Raw genomic sequence first — 15,760 nt, 5'->3', positions numbered from 1 at the left:
CCCGCGGGGCCCCCCCCGGGCCGCCCCCCGGGCCCGGGGGCTGCCGGGCTCACCTACCCGGTTGCTCTTCCTCGGCCGGGCCCGCGATCGCGGGCCGGCCCTTCTCGGCGTACGCCGTCAGAGCAGTGACATGTGCACGTGGTCGGTGTGGTCGGAGGGTCCGCTGTAGGACTTCCAGCCGGTGGCCGGGAACCAGATCTGCCGGTTCCAGATCACGTAGTAGATGCCCAGCCGGTCGGCGTTGCGAATGAGGAAGGCGGCGACGTTGTTGCCGTACATCCGCTGGTCCTTGGTGCGCCAGGAGGAGAAGCCGCTGTTCTGCAGAGACCAGTCGCAGGCCCGGCCCTTGGGATGCTCCCACGGCCCGCCGGGGCGGTAGCAGCCCACGAACCGGTTGAAGCCGGCCCGCTTGACCTCCTTGTACGCGTGCAGCGTGCGCGGGGTGACGCAGCCGGAGGTGGTGGGGTCGTTCTCGCTGCACGACTCGGGCTTCCAGTCGCCGTCGGAGGTGCGGCCGGGGCCGATCCGGGCGACCGGCGAGGTGGCCGCGACGAGGCCGCCGGTGAAGCCGAGCCCGCCGACCAGCTTCAGCGCCTTCTCGGTCTCGGCCTTCTCGCGGGCCATCGCGTTCTTCTGCTTCTCCTGCTCGCGCACCTCGGCGTCGAGCGCGATCTTGGCCTGCTCCGCGCGGGTCTTCGCGGCGTTGATGGCGGCGAGCTTCTGCGCGTTGAACAGGTTCAGCTCGTCGAGGGCGGAGGCCCGCCGGACGAACGAGTCGGGCGCGTTGCTCTCCAGCAGCATGGCCATGGCGCCCATCCGGCCGGTCCGGTAGGACTGCGCGGCGATCTGGGCCACCTGCGGGCTCAGCGCGTCGAGTTCGGCCTGCGCCGCCTTCACCTCGAGGGCGAGCTGGAGCTGGCGCTTGCGCGACTTGTCCAGCTTCGCCTTGGCCTGGATGTAGGCCCGGTTGGCGGTGTCGATGGCCTCGGTGATGAGGGGGTCGTCGTCGTCCTCGGAGTGCCCCGAGGGGGTGGGGGTGCTCGGAGCCGCCGTAGCCGGGGTCGGCCCGGCCAGCACGGCGAGCGCGGCCAGCACGGCCACCACGGGGGTCAGCCAGCGGCGCAGGGGTGCCGTCACAGTGTTCCCTTCCGTCGGCCGCCGACCGGGTTAGCTGCCGGGTTCGGGACGGAAGTGGCCCCTACCGCTCGCGCGGATTCACCCCATGTACCTGGTTCCCCGGCTCGCCCGCGGGCGATTGGGCGGCGGCACCGCTGGCGCCGGTGTGTGCCTTCGGCGGTGACCGGCAGCGAGGTTACCCGAGAGTCCTCCCCGTGTTCTACGTCCGGAAGCCGACCAATAGCGAGATTTCGTCCTTGCCCAGCGTGACCAGGATCGCGTTTGGAATCCGCCGTCACGCTGCGGAGTGTCACCATGCGGCCTCCGTGCTCCTGTCGCCGCCGGGCCACCCGCCGGCGCGCGGCCCGGGCGCCCCGCCGAGCGCCTCCAGCGCCTCGTCCCGCCCGACCGACGACCGCGGCGCGGGGGGATCCGCCGGCTTCGCGGCGGTCGCGCGCCGCCCGGCGGTGGTGACCATCGCGGCCAGTGCGGTGGTCAGCGGTACGGCGGCGATCAGGCCGAGCGTGGCCACCGCGCTGCGGACGATCTCCTGGGCCAGGAACTCGCTGGTGAGGATCTCGCCCACCGGCCGGGAATCGGCGACGAGCAGGAGCAGCAGCGGCAGCGAAGCGCCCGCGTAGGCCAGCACGATGGTGTTGACCGTGGAGGCGATGTGCGCCCGGCCCACCCGGGTGGCCGCCCGGTAGAGATGCCGCCGGGACAGCGCGGGGTTGGCGTGGGCCAACTCGGTGACCGTGGCCGCCTGGGTGACCGTGACGTCGTCCAGCACACCCAGCGAGCCGATGACGATCCCGGCCAGCAGCAGGCCGTGCAGGTCCACGTCGCGCTGGAACATCGACAGGGTGGTGGCGTCCTCGCTGCCGAAGCCGGTCAGGTGGGTGGCGGCCGTGGCCAGGGTGCCGAGCACCCCGGTCAGCACGAGGCTGCCGAGCGTGCCGAGCACGGCCACCGAGGTCTGCGCGGTGATCCCGTGCGTCAGGTAGAGCACCACGAACATGATCAGAGCGGCGCCGACGATCGCCACCAGCAGCGGTGGCTGGCCGGCGCCGATTCCCGGCAGCACGAAGCCGAGCAGAATGGCGAAGCTCGCCACCAGCCCGCCCAGCGCGGCCAGCCCGCGCCAGCGGCCGAACGCCACGATCGCCACGGCGAAGAGCACCGCCAGCCAGACCAGCGGCGTGCCGCGCTGGTGCTCGGCGATGTTGTAGCTCTTCACCGCCGGATCGGCCGGGTCGGTCAGCTCGACCAGGATCACCTCGTCGCCGACCTCGACGCGGGGCGCGCCGGGGCCGGCGGGCACGGGCGTCTCGACCTGCCGGCCGGCGTCCGGGCCCTGCTCGGCGGCGACGGTCACCGTCCCGCACGGCCCGGCGGAGCCGCCCGGTCCCCCCTCCGGCGCCTCCGGGGTCGGCGGGCAGGGCACGGTCACCACCCGGGTCACCGTGCCGTGGTAGCGGGGCAGCGCGGGCCCGGCCGCCGGATCCCGGTCCTGCCGGGGCCAGAGCACCACTGCGGCGACCACGGTGATCACGAAGAGCGGCACCACCGTCGCGACCAGGATCCGTCGTACCCCCGGCGGGGCGGACGGAACGGGACGGGTGTGGTCGGCGCCCATGGCGTTACTCCCAACGATTCGCATGCGGGATGCGTGTCTGGCGGGCCGGTCGGTTCACCGGGCGGCCCGGATGCTCGCGGAACGATGCGGGCCGGGTCGTCGCCGGGAATGGTAGCCACGTGAGCCTGACCGCGCCGGGGACGAGACGCGGGCCGGGACCCGACCGGTGGCGGTTCCGGGCCGGGTCGCGCGGGAGTTGGCTACCGTGGGGGCGTGGCGATGCGGACGGCGGTGACCGGGCGGTGGGTCCGGCTCCTGCTGCTGCTCTGCACGCTGGTCGGGTTGACCGCGATGCACACCCTCGGCCACGGCGGGCACGCGTCGGCGGGGCGGCCGGCCGCCCACGCGGCCGGACACACCGGCGAGGCCGCCACCGCCCCGGACTGCATGGACGACGGCTGCCCGGTGCGCGCGCTGCCGCTGACCCATCCGGGCGGTGACCCGTCCGGGTGGAGCATCTGCCTGGCCGTGCTGGGCGCGTTCGCTGTCGTGCTGCTGCTCGCCGTGCTGCTGAGGGCCGGGTCGCGCGGCGTCGCCCCGGCGGCCGGCGGCCCGCTCCGGCACGCCGCCGGCCCGCGCGCCCCGCCGCCACGGCCCTACGGGCTGCGCCTGGCGACGACGTCGGTGCTGCGCAGATAGGACGCCCGACGCGAGGGGACCGGAACACCGGTGCCCCGCGTCCCCGTCCGCTGCGTACGTTCCGACACCCGAAAGGCACACTCGTGTTCACTCGTACTTTCGCGCGCCGGGCCGCCCTGGCCGGCGTGGGCGTCACCGCCGCTCTCACCCTGGCCGCCTGTGGCGGCGACCACCCGACGTCCGGTCACGGCATGCCGGGTTCGTCCGGCACCGGCACGCCCGCCGCGGGGACCCCGGCCTCGTTCGGCGCCGCCGACGTGATGTTCGCCCAGATGATGATTCCGCACCACCAGCAGGCCGTGGAGATGTCCGAGCTGGCCGAAACCCGGGCGGCCGACCCGGAGGTGCGGAAGCTGGCCGGGCAGATCAAGGCGGCCCAGGGGCCGGAGATCGCCACCATGAGCGGGTGGCTCGCTGCCTGGGGCCGGCCGGCGCCCTCGGCGAGCGCCGGGCACGGCATGCCGGGGATGGACCACGGCATGCCCGGGATGATGTCCGAGGCCGACCTGGCGAAGCTGACCGCGGCGTCCGGCGCCGACTTCGACCGGCGGTTCCTGACCATGATGATCGCCCACCACGAGGGCGCCATCACCATGGCGAAGGAGGAGATCGCCCAGGGCGCTCACCCGGACGCCAAGGCGCTCGCGCGGCAGATCGTCACCAGCCAGCAGGGTGAGATCGACGCCATGAGGAAGATGCTCGACCGGATCTGAGTCACGTGTCGGGTGCCCGGCCGATCGCGGCGGGGCACCCGAACCGGTCAGGCCGGTCCGGCGCCCCGGAGGTCCTGGTCAGCCGCGCTTCATCAGGCGGCCGACGGCGGCCATCATCTCGGTGGCCATCTCGTCGGCGCGGCCCTCGGCGGCGCCCTCGTGCATGCAGTGCCGGGCGTGCCCGTCCAGCAGGCCGAGGCCGACCTTGTCGAGCGCGGCCTGGATGGCGGAGATCTGGGTCAGCACGTCGATGCAGTAGCGGTCGTCCTCGACCATCTTCTCGATGCCGCGGACCTGGCCCTCGATACGGCGGAGCCGCGCGAGCAGCTGGTCCTTGCTGGCGGTGTAGCCCCGGGTCGGGGTCGTCGGTGCGGTCATGACGTCGAGGATACCGTACCCCTCGGGGGTATGGTACGGTCCTTGCCGTGGCCGATACCCCCACCGGGTAGCGGTACATACAAGTGGCAGCCGTCTCTCCTCTGCTTACCCCCCCGGGGTATAGGATCGGAGGCGGCGGGAAAGGGAGATGCGCGATGGTCACCACCACGTACCAGGTGCAGGGCATGACCTGCGGGCACTGCGTCAACTCGGTCAGCACCGAGGTGAGCGCGCTGCCGGGCGTCACCGACGTCCAGGTCGACCTGACCTCCGGCCGGGTCACCGTCACCAGTGAGAGCCCGTTGGACACGGACACCGTCCGCGCCGCAGTGGACGAGGCCGGTTACGACCTCGTCGGGGCGTGACGGGTCCGCGGACCCGAAGGAACCGAGGTACCACGATGAACGCGGCGACGAAGCTGAGCGGCTTCGCCCTCGGGCTCGCGGCGGTGTTCGGCACGGCGTACGGGGTCGGTCACCTGGCCGGCCCCGTCACCCCGGCCGCCGAGACCCGCCACGACGCCACCGACGCCGGCCACGACTCCGCCGGACCCGACCACGGCGACGGCGGCCACGCGGCCACCGCCACCACCCACCTGCCCGGCGGGCTGCTCGTCTCCGAGCGTGGCTACACCCTCCAGCCGGTGACGGCTCCGGCGGGCGAGTTCGCCTTCCGGATCACCGGCCCGGACGGCCGGCCCGTCACCCGCTACGACGTGGCGCACGACAAGCGCATGCACCTGATCGTCGCCCGGCGCGACCTCTCCGGCTTCCGGCACGTCCACCCGGAGTTGGCCGCGGACGGCACCTGGCGGGTCGCCTCGCCGCTCGCCGGGGCCGGCGTGTGGCGGGCGTTCGCCGACTTCACCCCGACCGGCGGCGAGCCGCTCACCCTCGGGGTCGACGTCACCGTCCCGGGCGCGTTGGACTCCCGGCCGCTGCCGGCGCCGGTGACCAGCACCACGGTCGACGGCTACACGGTCACCCTCACCGGGGCCCCGGAGCCCGGCCGGACCAGCCGGCTCACCCTGACCGTCAGCCGGGACGGCCGGCCGGTCACCGACCTCCAGCCCTACCTCGGGGCGTACGGGCACCTGGTGGCGCTGCGCCAGGGCGACCTGGCGTACCTGCACGTGCACCCGGAGGGCACGCCCGGCGACGGGCGGACCCCGGCCGGGCCGGCGGTCACCTTCGCCGCCGAGGTGCCCACGGCCGGCGCGTACCGTCTCTACCTGGACTTCCGGCACGGCGACGCGGTGCACACCGCGGAGTTCACCGTGGTGGCCGGGGATGCCCAGACCGCGCCGGCGCCCGCCGCGCCGGCCCCCACGACCGCACCGACCCCGGACGCCGGCCACGGCACCCCGGGGCACGGGCACAATTGAGCGGAGGTGCCGCGATGACATCGACCGCGAAGTCCCTGCCGGTCGCGCCGAACCTGATCGAACTCGCGATCGGCGGCATGACCTGCGCCTCCTGCGCCGCCCGGATCGAGAAGAAGCTCAACCGGATGGACGGTGTCGAGGCCACGGTCAACTACGCCACCGAGAAGGCCACCGTCCGGTACGCCGACGAGGTCGCCCCGGCCGACCTGATCGCCACGGTGGAGAAGACCGGCTACACGGCCATCGTCCCGCCGCCGCCCGCTCAGGCCGCCGCCGAGGCGACCCCCGAGCCGGTGGACGAGCTGCGCGGGCTGCGTACGCGGCTGTGGGTGTCGGTCGTGCTGACCGTGCCGGTGATCGTGCTGGCCATGGTGCCGGCCTGGCAGTTCGACTACTGGCAGTGGCTGTCGCTGACCCTGGCCGCCCCGGTGGTGGTCTACGGCGGGCTGCCGTTCCACCGGGCCGCCTGGATCAACCTGCGGCACGGCGCGGCGACCATGGACACCCTGGTCTCGCTCGGCACCCTGGCCGCCTTCGGCTGGTCGCTGTGGGCCCTCTTCCTCGGCGACGCCGGGATGCCCGGGATGACCCACCCGTTCCGGCTCGACATCACCCGCACCGACGGGGCCGGCAACATCTACCTGGAGGCCGCGGCCGGGGTGACCGTGTTCATCCTCGCCGGCCGCTACTTCGAGGCCCGGTCCAAGCGGACCGCCGGCGCCGCCCTGCGCGCCCTGCTGGAGCTGGGCGCCAGGGACGTCGCGGTGCTGCGCGGCGGGCAGGAGACCCGGATCCCGGTGGACCAGCTGGTGGTCGGGGACCGGTTCGTGGTGCGCCCCGGCGGGAAGGTCGCCACCGACGGCGTGGTCGAGGAGGGCACCTCGGCGGTCGACGCCAGCATGCTCACCGGCGAGTCCGTGCCGGTCGAGGTGGGGCCGGGCGACACCGTGGTCGGCGCCACCGTCAACGCCGGTGGCCGGCTGGTCGTCCGGGCCACCCGGGTCGGCGGGGACACCCAGCTCGCCCAGATGGCGAAGCTGGTGGAGCAGGCGCAGACCGGCAAGGCGGCCGTGCAGCGGTTCGCCGACCGGATCTCCGGGGTCTTCGTGCCGATCGTGATCGCCCTGGCCGCCGGCACGCTGGGCTGGTGGTTCGGCACCGGGGCCGGGCCGACCGCCGCGTTCACCGCCGCGGTGGCGGTGCTGATCATCGCCTGCCCCTGCGCGCTGGGGCTCGCCACCCCGACCGCGCTGCTGGTCGGCACCGGGCGGGGCGCCCAGCTCGGCATCCTGATCAAGGGGCCGGAGGTGCTGGAGTCCACCCGCCAGGTCGACACCGTGGTGCTGGACAAGACCGGCACCGTGACCACCGGGAAGATGACCCTGGTCGACGTGCTGCCCGCCGAGGGCGAGGACGCCGCCGAACTGCTTCGGCTGGCCGGCGCGCTGGAGGTCGCCTCCGAGCACCCGATCGCCCGGGCCGTGGCGGACGGTGCCGCCGAGGCGGGACCGCTGCCCGCGGTGACCGGCTTCGCCAACGCCGAGGGCCTCGGCGTGACCGGCGCGGTCGACGGTCGCGAGGTGGTGGTCGGGCGGCTCCGACTGCTGCGCGAGCGCGGTCTCGACGTACCCGAGGAGATCGTGCGGGCGGCGACCGGCGCGGAGGCCGCCGGCCGGACGGCGGTCGTGGCCGGCTGGGACGGCCGGGCCCGCGGGGTCCTGGCGGTGGCCGACGTGGTGAAGCCGACCAGCAGGGCGGCCGTCGCCCGGCTGCGCGAGCTGGGGCTGACCCCGGTGCTGCTCACCGGCGACAACGCCACCGTGGCGAAGGCCGTGGCCGCCGAGGTGGGCATCGACGAGGTGATCGCCGAGGTGCTGCCGGCCGACAAGGTGGACGTGGTCGAGCGGCTCCAGCGCGAGGGGCGGACCGTCGCCATGGTCGGCGACGGGATCAACGACGCCGCCGCACTGGCCCGGGCCGACCTGGGGCTGGCCATGGGCACCGGCACCGACGTGGCCATCGAGGCGTCCGACCTGACCCTGGTGCGGGGCGACCTGATGGCCGCAGTGGACGCCATCCGGCTCTCCCGGCGGACCCTCGCGATCATCAAGGGCAACCTGTTCTGGGCCTTCGCCTACAACCTGGCCGCCCTGCCGCTGGCCGCCGCCGGCCTGCTCAACCCGATGATCGCCGGTGCCGCGATGGCCTTCTCGTCGGTCTTCGTGGTGGCCAACAGCCTCCGGCTGCGGGGCTTCCGCCCGGTCGGCTGACCGGCCGTGTGCCGTCGGTCCGGGACTCCGGGCCGGCGGCACGTCCGTTCACTCCGTGTGAGGACGGTGTGGTTGAGCGGGTGGCGGCCGGGGTACCTCCACCTTGTCAGGAACTGCTGAGTGGAGGTTCCCATGGGTATCGACGACAAGATCGACAACGCGACCGAGAACACCGCCGGCAAGGTCAAGGAGGGCGTCGGCCGGGCCACCGACGACGAGCGCCTCGAGGCCGAGGGCCGCAACGACCAGGCCGCCGCCAACCTGAAGCAGGCCGGCGAGAAGGTCAAGGACGCCTTCAAGAGCTGAGCACGAGTCATACGCTTCGCCGGGCCGGCAGCCCTGCCGGCCCGGCGTGCTGCGCGCGGGGGTGGCCCGGCCGCCGCGCGTCGTCACCGCCCGCTCCGGCCGGAACGACGGCCGCCGACCACACGGGAGAACGATGTCCGGTACCACCGCGATTCGCGCTGCCGCCCTCGTGACGATGACTGCGCTCGCCGCGGCCTGCCAGTCCCCCGAGGAGCCGACCGCCGAGCCGACCGCGGCGCCCAGCGCCACCGCCGTGCCCAGCGCCACCGCCGTGCCCAGCGCCACCGCCGCTCCCGCGGCCACCGCCGCGCCCTCACCGGTCACCGCCGCGAACACCGCCGCCGTCTGCGCCGCGGTCGACAAGCTGATCATCGCGAAGAGCAAGGAGATCGCCGCCGACTCCGCGGCCGCGACCCGCCGCCAGCTCACCCCCGAGCAGATCAACGACCAGGTCAAGGCCGACCTGGCCGACCTGGCCGACGACGTACGCGGGCAGGCCGCCCGGGCCGAGGACCCGGAGATCAAGGCGCTGGTCGGCGACGCCGCCCGGCGTATCGAGGCCGGCGCGAACTCGTCGACCCCGGTGAAGTGGCTCGGCTCCACGTTCGTCGAGATCCCGCAGCGGCTCACCCGGGAGTGCCGGGCCTGACGTTCGCCGGGGCTCCCTGTTGGACAGTCCACAGTGACCCACTGGGAGTCACGTCGGTGGCGGACAGTTCGTAGGATGCGAAGCGACCTCGACCCGGAGGAGCTACGCCCATGGCCCAGCCCGTCGATCCGTCCGGCCTCGGCCGCGTGCTGTCCGAGACCATGTCCGCGCTGGGGCGGTTCACCGCCGGCGCCGGCGGCGAGGCGCCCCCGCCGCCGGAGGGCGTCGGCGAGGCGGCCGACGGCCTGGTCCGGGTGACGGCCGGTCCGCCCGGGCGGATCACCGCGCTGACCCTCGACCCCCGGGTGATGCGGCTGCCCAGCGAATCCCTGGCCGAGGAGATCAGCACGGCGGTCAACGCGGCGCTCGCCGACCTCCAGGAGAAGGCGACCGCTGCCGTCCCCGGCCAGGTCGACCTCAGCTCCCTCGGCGAGCAACTGCGCCGGATCCAGGAGGACGCCGGCCGGCAGCTCACCACCTTCACCGACGCACTGGTCCAGGCCCAGGACCGGCTGTCCGGCCAGGGCGGCCGGTGATGGCCATCGAGGTCGACCCGGACGGGCTGGGCGGCTCCGGCCGCGCCCTGGGCGACGTGGGCACCCGGTTCAGCCAGGCCATGACGGCATTCCAGGCCGAGTTGGCCGCCTTCGGCCGGCCCTGGGGCTCCGACGACATCGGATCGCTGATCGGCGCCGCCCACGACGAGGTCTCCGCGTTCGCCTTCGAATGCTTCGACACCGCCCTTGAGGAGATCGCCGCCGCCGGCACCGACCTCACCGACATGGCCGTCCGCTACGCCGAGATCGAGGCCGCCATCAAGCAGGGCTTCGACGGGCTGCGACAGGCGCTGGGAGGCTGACGGTGGGGCTCGAACTACCCGGCGAGCTGCGCTCGCTGCTCGGCATCCTCGGCTACACGTGGCCGGAGGCCGACGAGGTCAAGCTCTTCGAGATGGGCAACGCCTGGATCCGCTTCTCCGGCACCCTGTCCGGCGTCGTGGCCGAGGCGAACACCGGGGCCGCCACCGTCTGGTCCAGTCACACGGGCCAGGACATCACCGCCTTCCGGTCCTGGTGGAACCGGGAGGACAGCCCCGCCGACAGCCTGCGCGACGGGGCGACGGCCGCGGTGCTCACCGGCACCGGGCTGATCATCTGCGGCGCGATCGTGCTCGCCCTGAAGATCGCCGTGATCGTGCAACTCGTCGTCCTGGCGATCCAGATCGCCCAGGCGATCGCCACGGCGGCGGTCACCTTCGGCGCCTCGCTCCTGGAGATCCCGATCTTCCAGCAGTTGGCCCGGACCATCGTCGGCAACCTCGTCCAAGAGGTCATCTGGAAACTGATCGACGGGTGACCGGCTGATGGCCAAGGGATCGGGGAAGGCCGGCGGGCGCCTGATGCGCGCCGCGCTTCAGTATTTGAAGCGCGCCAACAAGCGCAACCGTCCCGGCCGCATGACGGCACACTCACGCGACCACGTGTTTCTCGGTCACGAGCGCCCCGGCATGGCAACCGGCTCCGGCTACCACTACCGACCCGGTGGGCAGGACTTCCCAGGTCGCAGGCTCAAGCCCGGCACCATACAGCGGGATCCCCAGACCCGGGCCTACACCGCCCAACCGGAGTACTTCGACCCGACCGTCAACCCGCCGGCCGGCACCTGGAAGCCGAAGGGCGGTAACCAGGGAGTGAGCTCCTTCTTCCCGGACCACTGGACTCCGGCGGAGGTGGACGCGGCGATCAGCGGCGCGTTCCGCAACGCACAACGTCTGCCCAACGGCACGTGGCGCGGCACGTACCGCAATCTGACGATCGAGGGCTACTACCATCCGCAAACAGGCGCACTGAAGCACGGCTGGCCTGTCGTGTGACAACTCGGAGGTTATCCGTGAGTTCGATGACGTTCTCGATCGACCAGTTCAAGCTGCCGCTGTACCAGGTGGACGACGAACGTTACGAGGCGCTGGGAGTGTGGCTGACCACCGACATCTCCATCTACTTCCGGGTCTGCCTGGACGCGCTGGCGATGATCGACGATGTTTCCAACGGTCGGCAGCCGTTCGAGGAGTGGAGCAGCGACAAGTTCGATGTCCACTTCACGCCCGATCGGGTGTCGCTCCAGAACCAGTGGTTGGAGTTTCAGCACGGCGAGTACCCCGTCCCGGAGATCCGTGAGGTGCTGGAGCGGTACTGGCGCTTTCTGGTGAGCATGCCGGAGCGAACCCATCTGATCCGGGAGTATCACCCGGACCTGCCCCAGTGGCAGGCCGATCTGCTGCTCTGGGAGGAAACGTGGAAGCGCCCGCACCCCTACCGGGGGCGGTTGTTCTGAGCGTCGGCATGACCTTCTCGGTCGACCAGTTCCGGCTGCCCCTGTTCCACATCGCGGACGAGCGATACCGGGCTCTCGGTGCCTGGCTGATCACCGATGTCTCGATCTACCATGCGAGCTGTCTCGACGCGCTGGCGATGATCGACGACGTTTCCCACGGTCGGCAGCCGTTCGAGGAGTGGAGCAGCGACAAGTACGACGTCACGCTGACCAGCGACGGCATCGACTTCCAGAACCAATGGGTGGCGGGCGAGAAGGGCCGGTATTCCCTCGACGAACTGCGCGAGGCGGTTGAGGCGTACTGGGCGTTCCTCGCGGGTCGCCCGGACAGTCCCCACCTCATCCGGGACCATCACCCCGAGCTTCCGCTCTGGCACGCTGAGCTGTTGCTGTGGGAGGAGACGTGGAAGCGGGCGCATCCGTACCGGGGGCTGCTGTTCTGACCCGGTAGCGGATGTGGGTGACCGTGGGGGCGGGGACCACCGTGACCGGTTCCAACGCCACGCCCAAGGGGCCGTCGAAGAGGGGCGTGCCGCCGCCCAGGACGATCGGCACCACGTGCAGCCACAGCGAGTCGAGCAGCCCGGCGGCCAGATACTGGCGCACCGTCCCGCCCCCGCCCGCCACGGCCACGTCGAGGTCGCCGGCCGCCGCGCGGGCCCGCGCGAGCGCCGACTCGATGCCGCCGGTGACGAAGTGGAACTCCGTACCGCCCCGCATCACCAGCGGCTCGCGCGGGTGGTGGGTCAGAACGAAGACCGGGACCCGCCACGGCGGGTCGTCACCCCACCAGCCGGTCCAGTCCAGGTCCCACCCGCCCTCACCGCCGCCGAACATGCGGCGCCCCATCACGTACGCGCCGACGCCCGCCGTGACCTCGTCGACCACCTCGGCGTCGACGTTCCGCTCCCCGCCGGCCAGCCCGTGCCGCTCGCGCCAGCTCTCGCTGGCGAACAACCACTCGTGCAGCCGCAGGCCGCCCCGGCCGAGCGGGTCCTGCCGGCTCTGCCCCGGCGCCGCGACGTAACCGTCCAGCGACACCGACATCTGACTGGTGACCTCTCCCATGCGAGGTGGACTGTCCCGGTCGGCGTAACTCATCGGTCGGTGGCCAGCCGCGCGGCGCGTACCTCCAGGTAGTGCCGCTCGGGCAGGCTGGTGGTGGCCCGGGCGGCGGCCAGGTAGGCGGTCCGGGCGTCCTCCCGGTCGCCGGCCAGTTCGAGGAGGTGGGCGCGGACGGCGGCCAGCCGGTGGTGGCCGACGGTCCGCTCGTCGGCGTCCAGCGGCGCCAGCAGGGCGAGCCCGGCCCGGGGACCGTCCACCATGGCCACGGCGGCGGCCTGGTTGAGGGTGACCATCGGGTTCGGCGCGAGCCGGGCCAGCACCCGGTAGAGCGCGACGATCTGCCGCCAGTCGGTGTCGGCCGCGGTGGGGGCCTCGGCGTGCACCGCCGCGATGGCGGCCTGCACCTGATAGGGGCCGGGCGCCGACCAGGTCAGCGCCTCGGTCACCAGGGCGACGCCCTCCTCGATCCCGGCCCGGTCCCAGCGGGCGCGGTCCTGCTCGGCCAGCGGCACCAGCTCGCCGCCCGGGCCGGTGCGCGCCGCCCGGTGCGCGTCGGTGAGCAGCATGAGGGCCAGCAGCCCGGCCACCTCGCCGTCGTCGGGGAGCAGCCGGCGCAGCTCCCGGGCCAGCCGGATCGCCTCGCCGGTCAGCTCGGCCCGGTGCAGCTCGGCCCCGCTGGAGGCCGTGTATCCCTCGTTGAAGACCAGGTAGAGGACGTGCAGCACGGCGCGCAGGCGGGCGTCGCGGTCGGCCGCCGAGGGCATGGCGAACCGGGCTCCGGCAGCCTCGATCCGCTGCTTGGCGCGGCGGATCCGCTGGCTCATGGTGGCCTCCGGCACCAGGTACGCCCGGGCGATCTCGGCGGTGCTCAGGCCGCCCACGGCCCGCAGGGTGAGCGCCACCTGGGCGCTGACCGTGAGCGCCGGATGGCAGCAGAGGAAGAGCAGCTTCAGCGTGTCGTCGCCGCTCGGCGGCTCCTCGTCGGCGGGCGGGGCGACCGCCGCGTACGCCGGTTCGCGGACCGCCACCGCGACCTCGCGGTCCCGGCGGGCCCGTTCGCTGCGCCACTCGTCGGTCAGCCGGCGGGTCGCCACCGTGACCAGCCACGAGCGGGGATGGTCCGGCACGCCCTGCGCCGGCCACTGGGTCGCGGCGGCGAGCAGCGCCTCCTGGACGGCGTCCTCGCAGGCGTAGAACTGGCCGTGCCGGCGCACGAGCACGCCGAGGACCTGCGGCGCGAGGGCGCGCAGCTGGTCCTCGACCGCCCGGTCGGTCACATCTCCGTCCCGGCCTGCTCCATCACCGGCCGCACCTCCAGGACGCCGACGCCGTGCGTGACGTCCGGCCAGCGCGCGGCGATCTCGGCGGCCCGCTCCGGGGTGTCGCAGTCGACCGTCAGGTAGCCGGCGAACTGCTCCTTGCTCTCCACGAACGGCCCGTCGGTGATCTCCACGCCCCCGGCGCCGGCCCGGACGGTACGGGTCTGCGCCGGGTGGGCCAGCGCCTCCCCGCCGACCAGTTCGCCGGACTCGGTCAGCTCCTTCATGATGACGTCGACCTCGCTGAAGATCGCGTTCCGCTCCTCCTCGGACAGCTCCTCGACGAAGCCGGGTCGGTTCCAGATCAGCAGCATGTACTTCACGGTCCACTCCTCGGGTCGGGGCCACCGGCGGTGGCGCCTCTCGCAGACGGGTCGGAGCCGGCTCGTCTGATCCGACATCTTTCCCGAGGAAAGTCAGCGGCCCCCGCGCAGCGGGCGGCGCGTCGGGGCGCCGGCGTCGAGCGAGGCCCGGTCGGCGGCCGTGGTGCCCGAGGTCCAGCCCTCCGCGTCGCGGACCTGGAGCCGGTGCCGGGTGACGCCGGGGAAGAGCTGGTCGACCTGCTCCTTGACGGCGTCCGAGCGGGCGGCGAGCACCGGGAGCAGGCGGTCGTCGGCCCGTTCCTCGGCCGCCGCCGCGGTGGCCGCCCGCAGGCGCTCCCCGATCCGCAGCGCGAACGCGTTGAGGAAGGACTCGTCGTAGCCCTTGGTGCGCCGGCCGCTGCCCGGGCGGCGCTCGCCCCGGCCGCGCAGCATCGCGGCGGTGGCCTGCACCAGCAGCGAGGTGTGCAGCAGCTCGACGGCGGCCAGGTCGGCCGGGAAACCGAGCACGGTGGCGAAGCCCAGGTCGTCGGACCAGATCGACTCGCACCGGTTGGCCGCCGCCACCTCCTGGATGAGCAGCGCCTTCGCCGCCGCGTACGGGGCGTCGGTGCCGAGCCGCACGCCGCCGGGCCGGTCGGGTCGCTCGGCGGCGGCGTCGAGCAGGGCGGCGTCGATGCTGTGCCGGGCCATCAGCTCCTGCGCCTTGCCGGTGAGTGCCTCCGCCTCGGCCGGGAAGGTGGTGGACTCGGCCTTGGCCAGCAGCGCGCGTACCCGGTTCAGCATCGGTGAGCCGGTGGCCGGGGCGGCAGCGCGCGGGGCGGCGGCCGGTCCACCGGGCGGTGGGCGGAGCACCGCGATCGGCGGCAGCCCCGCCACCAGGGCGAGCGCGTCGACGGCGTCGCGCAGCGCGCTGATCCGGTCGCCCTCGGCGCGCCGGTCCAGCCAGCCCGGGTCGCCGTCCCACCGTGCGCCCAGCTCGGCGAGCTGGTCGTCGAACCAGGACGGGACCGGGTCGGGCATGGCCCGGCGCTGCGCGGCCAGCGCGTCCCGGAGCAGCCGGGCGCCCCGCGGGGTCAGCCGGCGGGTGGCGAGCCGCTCCAGGTCGACGGGCTGCCAGCCGCGCGGCCAGAGCCGCGCCACGCCGTGGGTCAGCCGGGCGAGCAGCGCCGCGTCCACCGCCGGCGGGTCGCCGACCACCAGCCGGTCCAGGGCCCGCTCGGCCGCGCGTACGTCGGTGCCGCGTGCCGCCGCGAGGGCGTCGGCGAGCACCTGCTCGGCATCCGGCACGGGTGGCTCCCTCTCTGGCGGCAGGTGGGCGGGTCGCGCACCCGGCAACGAACGGTACCGGCGCCGGGACGTCCCCGACCCGTGAGCGCGCTCACCGTTCATCCGTCCGGGCCCGGCGTCCGTACTCCTGACCGGACCGGGGCGGCGCGACGGACGGAGATCGACGTGGGCGGGCGGGGCAGGCGGGACCGGGGTCTGCACCGTCGGCGGAGGGCGTCGCGCGCCGGCACCCTGACCCTGGTGGTGCTGCTGGTCGCGGCCGGCCTCGCCGGGTACGCGGCCCGGCGCCACCCGGACCTGCTGGTCGCGGCCGGCGTGCGGGCCGGCGCCCCGTACCCCGG

At 73.8% G+C, this 15,760-nt stretch carries 20 protein-coding genes and 1 riboswitch; of the genes, 13 read left to right on the top strand and 7 right to left on the bottom strand.

Features of this window, described 5'->3' with window-relative positions:
* Nucleotides 1–117: 117 nt before the first annotated feature.
* Both ABZV78_RS28900 and ABZV78_RS28895 read right to left on the bottom strand, forming a co-directional pair.
* A complete protein-coding gene (locus tag ABZV78_RS28900) occupies nt 118–1,137 on the bottom strand; it encodes a hypothetical protein (protein WP_355643608.1) in 1,020 nt (339 codons plus the stop codon).
* Nucleotides 1,138–1,140: 3 nt separating this feature from the next.
* Nucleotides 1,141–1,272, bottom strand: a riboswitch (cyclic di-AMP (ydaO/yuaA leader).
* Nucleotides 1,273–1,426: 154 nt separating this feature from the next.
* Nucleotides 1,427–2,752: a YibE/F family protein gene (locus ABZV78_RS28895; RefSeq protein ID WP_355643606.1), complete on the bottom strand. Its 1,326-nt coding sequence runs from the start codon at nt 2,750–2,752 to the stop codon at nt 1,427–1,429.
* A gap of 213 nt (nt 2,753–2,965) precedes the next feature.
* Here ABZV78_RS28895 and ABZV78_RS28890 point away from each other — a divergent pair, with 213 nt between their 5' ends.
* Together ABZV78_RS28890 and ABZV78_RS28885 are read left to right on the top strand one after the other, a co-directional pair.
* A complete protein-coding gene (locus ABZV78_RS28890; RefSeq protein WP_355643604.1) occupies nt 2,966–3,391 on the top strand; it encodes a DUF6153 family protein in 426 nt (141 codons plus the stop codon).
* 83 nt (nt 3,392–3,474) lie between these two features.
* The gene (locus ABZV78_RS28885) at nt 3,475–4,104 is read left to right on the top strand and encodes a DUF305 domain-containing protein (protein ID WP_355643602.1); all 630 of its coding nucleotides are present in this window, start codon (nt 3,475–3,477) and stop codon (nt 4,102–4,104) included.
* Nucleotides 4,105–4,182: 78 nt separating this feature from the next.
* Here the strand turns inward: ABZV78_RS28885 and ABZV78_RS28880 are convergent, their stop codons facing one another.
* The gene (locus tag ABZV78_RS28880) at nt 4,183–4,482 is read right to left on the bottom strand and encodes a metal-sensitive transcriptional regulator (RefSeq protein ID WP_046568942.1); all 300 of its coding nucleotides are present in this window, start codon (nt 4,480–4,482) and stop codon (nt 4,183–4,185) included.
* Nucleotides 4,483–4,637: 155 nt separating this feature from the next.
* Here ABZV78_RS28880 and ABZV78_RS28875 point away from each other — a divergent pair, with 155 nt between their 5' ends.
* The 11 genes from ABZV78_RS28875 to ABZV78_RS28825 all read left to right on the top strand — a co-directional run bounded on the left by ABZV78_RS28875 (nt 4,638) and on the right by ABZV78_RS28825 (nt 11,868).
* Entirely contained in the window at nt 4,638–4,847 is a 210-nt protein-coding gene (locus tag ABZV78_RS28875; protein ID WP_355643600.1) for a cation transporter, read from the top strand.
* A 35-nt stretch (nt 4,848–4,882) separates the two neighbouring features.
* Nucleotides 4,883–5,866 (top strand): hypothetical protein, encoded by a 984-nt coding sequence (locus ABZV78_RS28870; protein WP_355643598.1) that lies wholly within the window; start codon nt 4,883–4,885, stop codon nt 5,864–5,866.
* Nucleotides 5,867–5,880: 14 nt separating this feature from the next.
* Nucleotides 5,881–8,136, top strand: a complete 2,256-nt coding sequence (locus ABZV78_RS28865) for a heavy metal translocating P-type ATPase (protein ID WP_355643597.1) — start codon at nt 5,881–5,883, stop codon at nt 8,134–8,136.
* A gap of 132 nt (nt 8,137–8,268) precedes the next feature.
* The gene (locus ABZV78_RS28860; RefSeq protein ID WP_154229756.1) at nt 8,269–8,442 is read left to right on the top strand and encodes a CsbD family protein; all 174 of its coding nucleotides are present in this window, start codon (nt 8,269–8,271) and stop codon (nt 8,440–8,442) included.
* 175 nt (nt 8,443–8,617) lie between these two features.
* Nucleotides 8,618–9,091, top strand: a complete 474-nt coding sequence (locus tag ABZV78_RS28855) for a hypothetical protein (protein ID WP_355643596.1) — start codon at nt 8,618–8,620, stop codon at nt 9,089–9,091.
* 110 nt (nt 9,092–9,201) lie between these two features.
* A complete protein-coding gene (locus tag ABZV78_RS28850; RefSeq protein ID WP_355643594.1) occupies nt 9,202–9,627 on the top strand; it encodes a YbaB/EbfC family nucleoid-associated protein in 426 nt (141 codons plus the stop codon).
* Nucleotides 9,627–9,950: a hypothetical protein gene (locus ABZV78_RS28845; protein WP_355643592.1), complete on the top strand. Its 324-nt coding sequence runs from the start codon at nt 9,627–9,629 to the stop codon at nt 9,948–9,950. The genes ABZV78_RS28850 and ABZV78_RS28845 overlap by 1 nt, the downstream gene beginning before the upstream one ends.
* A gap of 2 nt (nt 9,951–9,952) precedes the next feature.
* Nucleotides 9,953–10,447 carry a hypothetical protein gene (locus tag ABZV78_RS28840; RefSeq protein ID WP_355643590.1) on the top strand — a complete coding sequence of 165 codons (495 nt, stop codon included), beginning with the start codon at nt 9,953–9,955 and terminating at the stop codon, nt 10,445–10,447.
* Nucleotides 10,448–10,454: 7 nt separating this feature from the next.
* Nucleotides 10,455–10,964 carry an EndoU domain-containing protein gene (locus ABZV78_RS28835; protein ID WP_355643588.1) on the top strand — a complete coding sequence of 170 codons (510 nt, stop codon included), beginning with the start codon at nt 10,455–10,457 and terminating at the stop codon, nt 10,962–10,964.
* A gap of 26 nt (nt 10,965–10,990) precedes the next feature.
* A complete protein-coding gene (locus ABZV78_RS28830; protein WP_355643586.1) occupies nt 10,991–11,425 on the top strand; it encodes a hypothetical protein in 435 nt (144 codons plus the stop codon).
* A complete protein-coding gene (locus ABZV78_RS28825) occupies nt 11,386–11,868 on the top strand; it encodes a hypothetical protein (RefSeq protein ID WP_355643584.1) in 483 nt (160 codons plus the stop codon). Before ABZV78_RS28830 ends, ABZV78_RS28825 begins: the two co-directional genes overlap by 40 nt.
* Here ABZV78_RS28825 and ABZV78_RS28820 read toward each other — a convergent pair.
* The 4 genes from ABZV78_RS28820 to ABZV78_RS28805 form a co-directional block, all read right to left on the bottom strand.
* Nucleotides 11,765–12,493 carry a dihydrofolate reductase family protein gene (locus ABZV78_RS28820; RefSeq protein ID WP_355643582.1) on the bottom strand — a complete coding sequence of 243 codons (729 nt, stop codon included), beginning with the start codon at nt 12,491–12,493 and terminating at the stop codon, nt 11,765–11,767. The genes ABZV78_RS28825 and ABZV78_RS28820 overlap by 104 nt on opposite strands.
* 29 nt (nt 12,494–12,522) lie before the next feature.
* On the bottom strand, nt 12,523–13,767 hold the full coding sequence (locus ABZV78_RS28815; RefSeq protein ID WP_355643580.1) for a sigma-70 family RNA polymerase sigma factor: 1,245 nt from the start codon (nt 13,765–13,767) through the stop codon (nt 12,523–12,525).
* Complete coding sequence (locus ABZV78_RS28810) at nt 13,764–14,123, bottom strand: YciI family protein (RefSeq protein WP_355643610.1); 360 nt, start codon at nt 14,121–14,123, stop codon at nt 13,764–13,766. Before ABZV78_RS28810 ends, ABZV78_RS28815 begins: the two co-directional genes overlap by 4 nt.
* 102 nt (nt 14,124–14,225) lie before the next feature.
* On the bottom strand, nt 14,226–15,419 hold the full coding sequence (locus ABZV78_RS28805) for a DUF2786 domain-containing protein (RefSeq protein ID WP_355643578.1): 1,194 nt from the start codon (nt 15,417–15,419) through the stop codon (nt 14,226–14,228).
* Nucleotides 15,420–15,760: the final 341 nt, after the last annotated feature.

This window comes from Micromonospora sp. NPDC004540 (genome assembly GCF_040610095.1).
GTDB lineage: Bacteria > Actinomycetota > Actinomycetes > Mycobacteriales > Micromonosporaceae > Micromonospora.
This window is presented reverse-complemented; position numbering and strand designations above follow the sequence as displayed.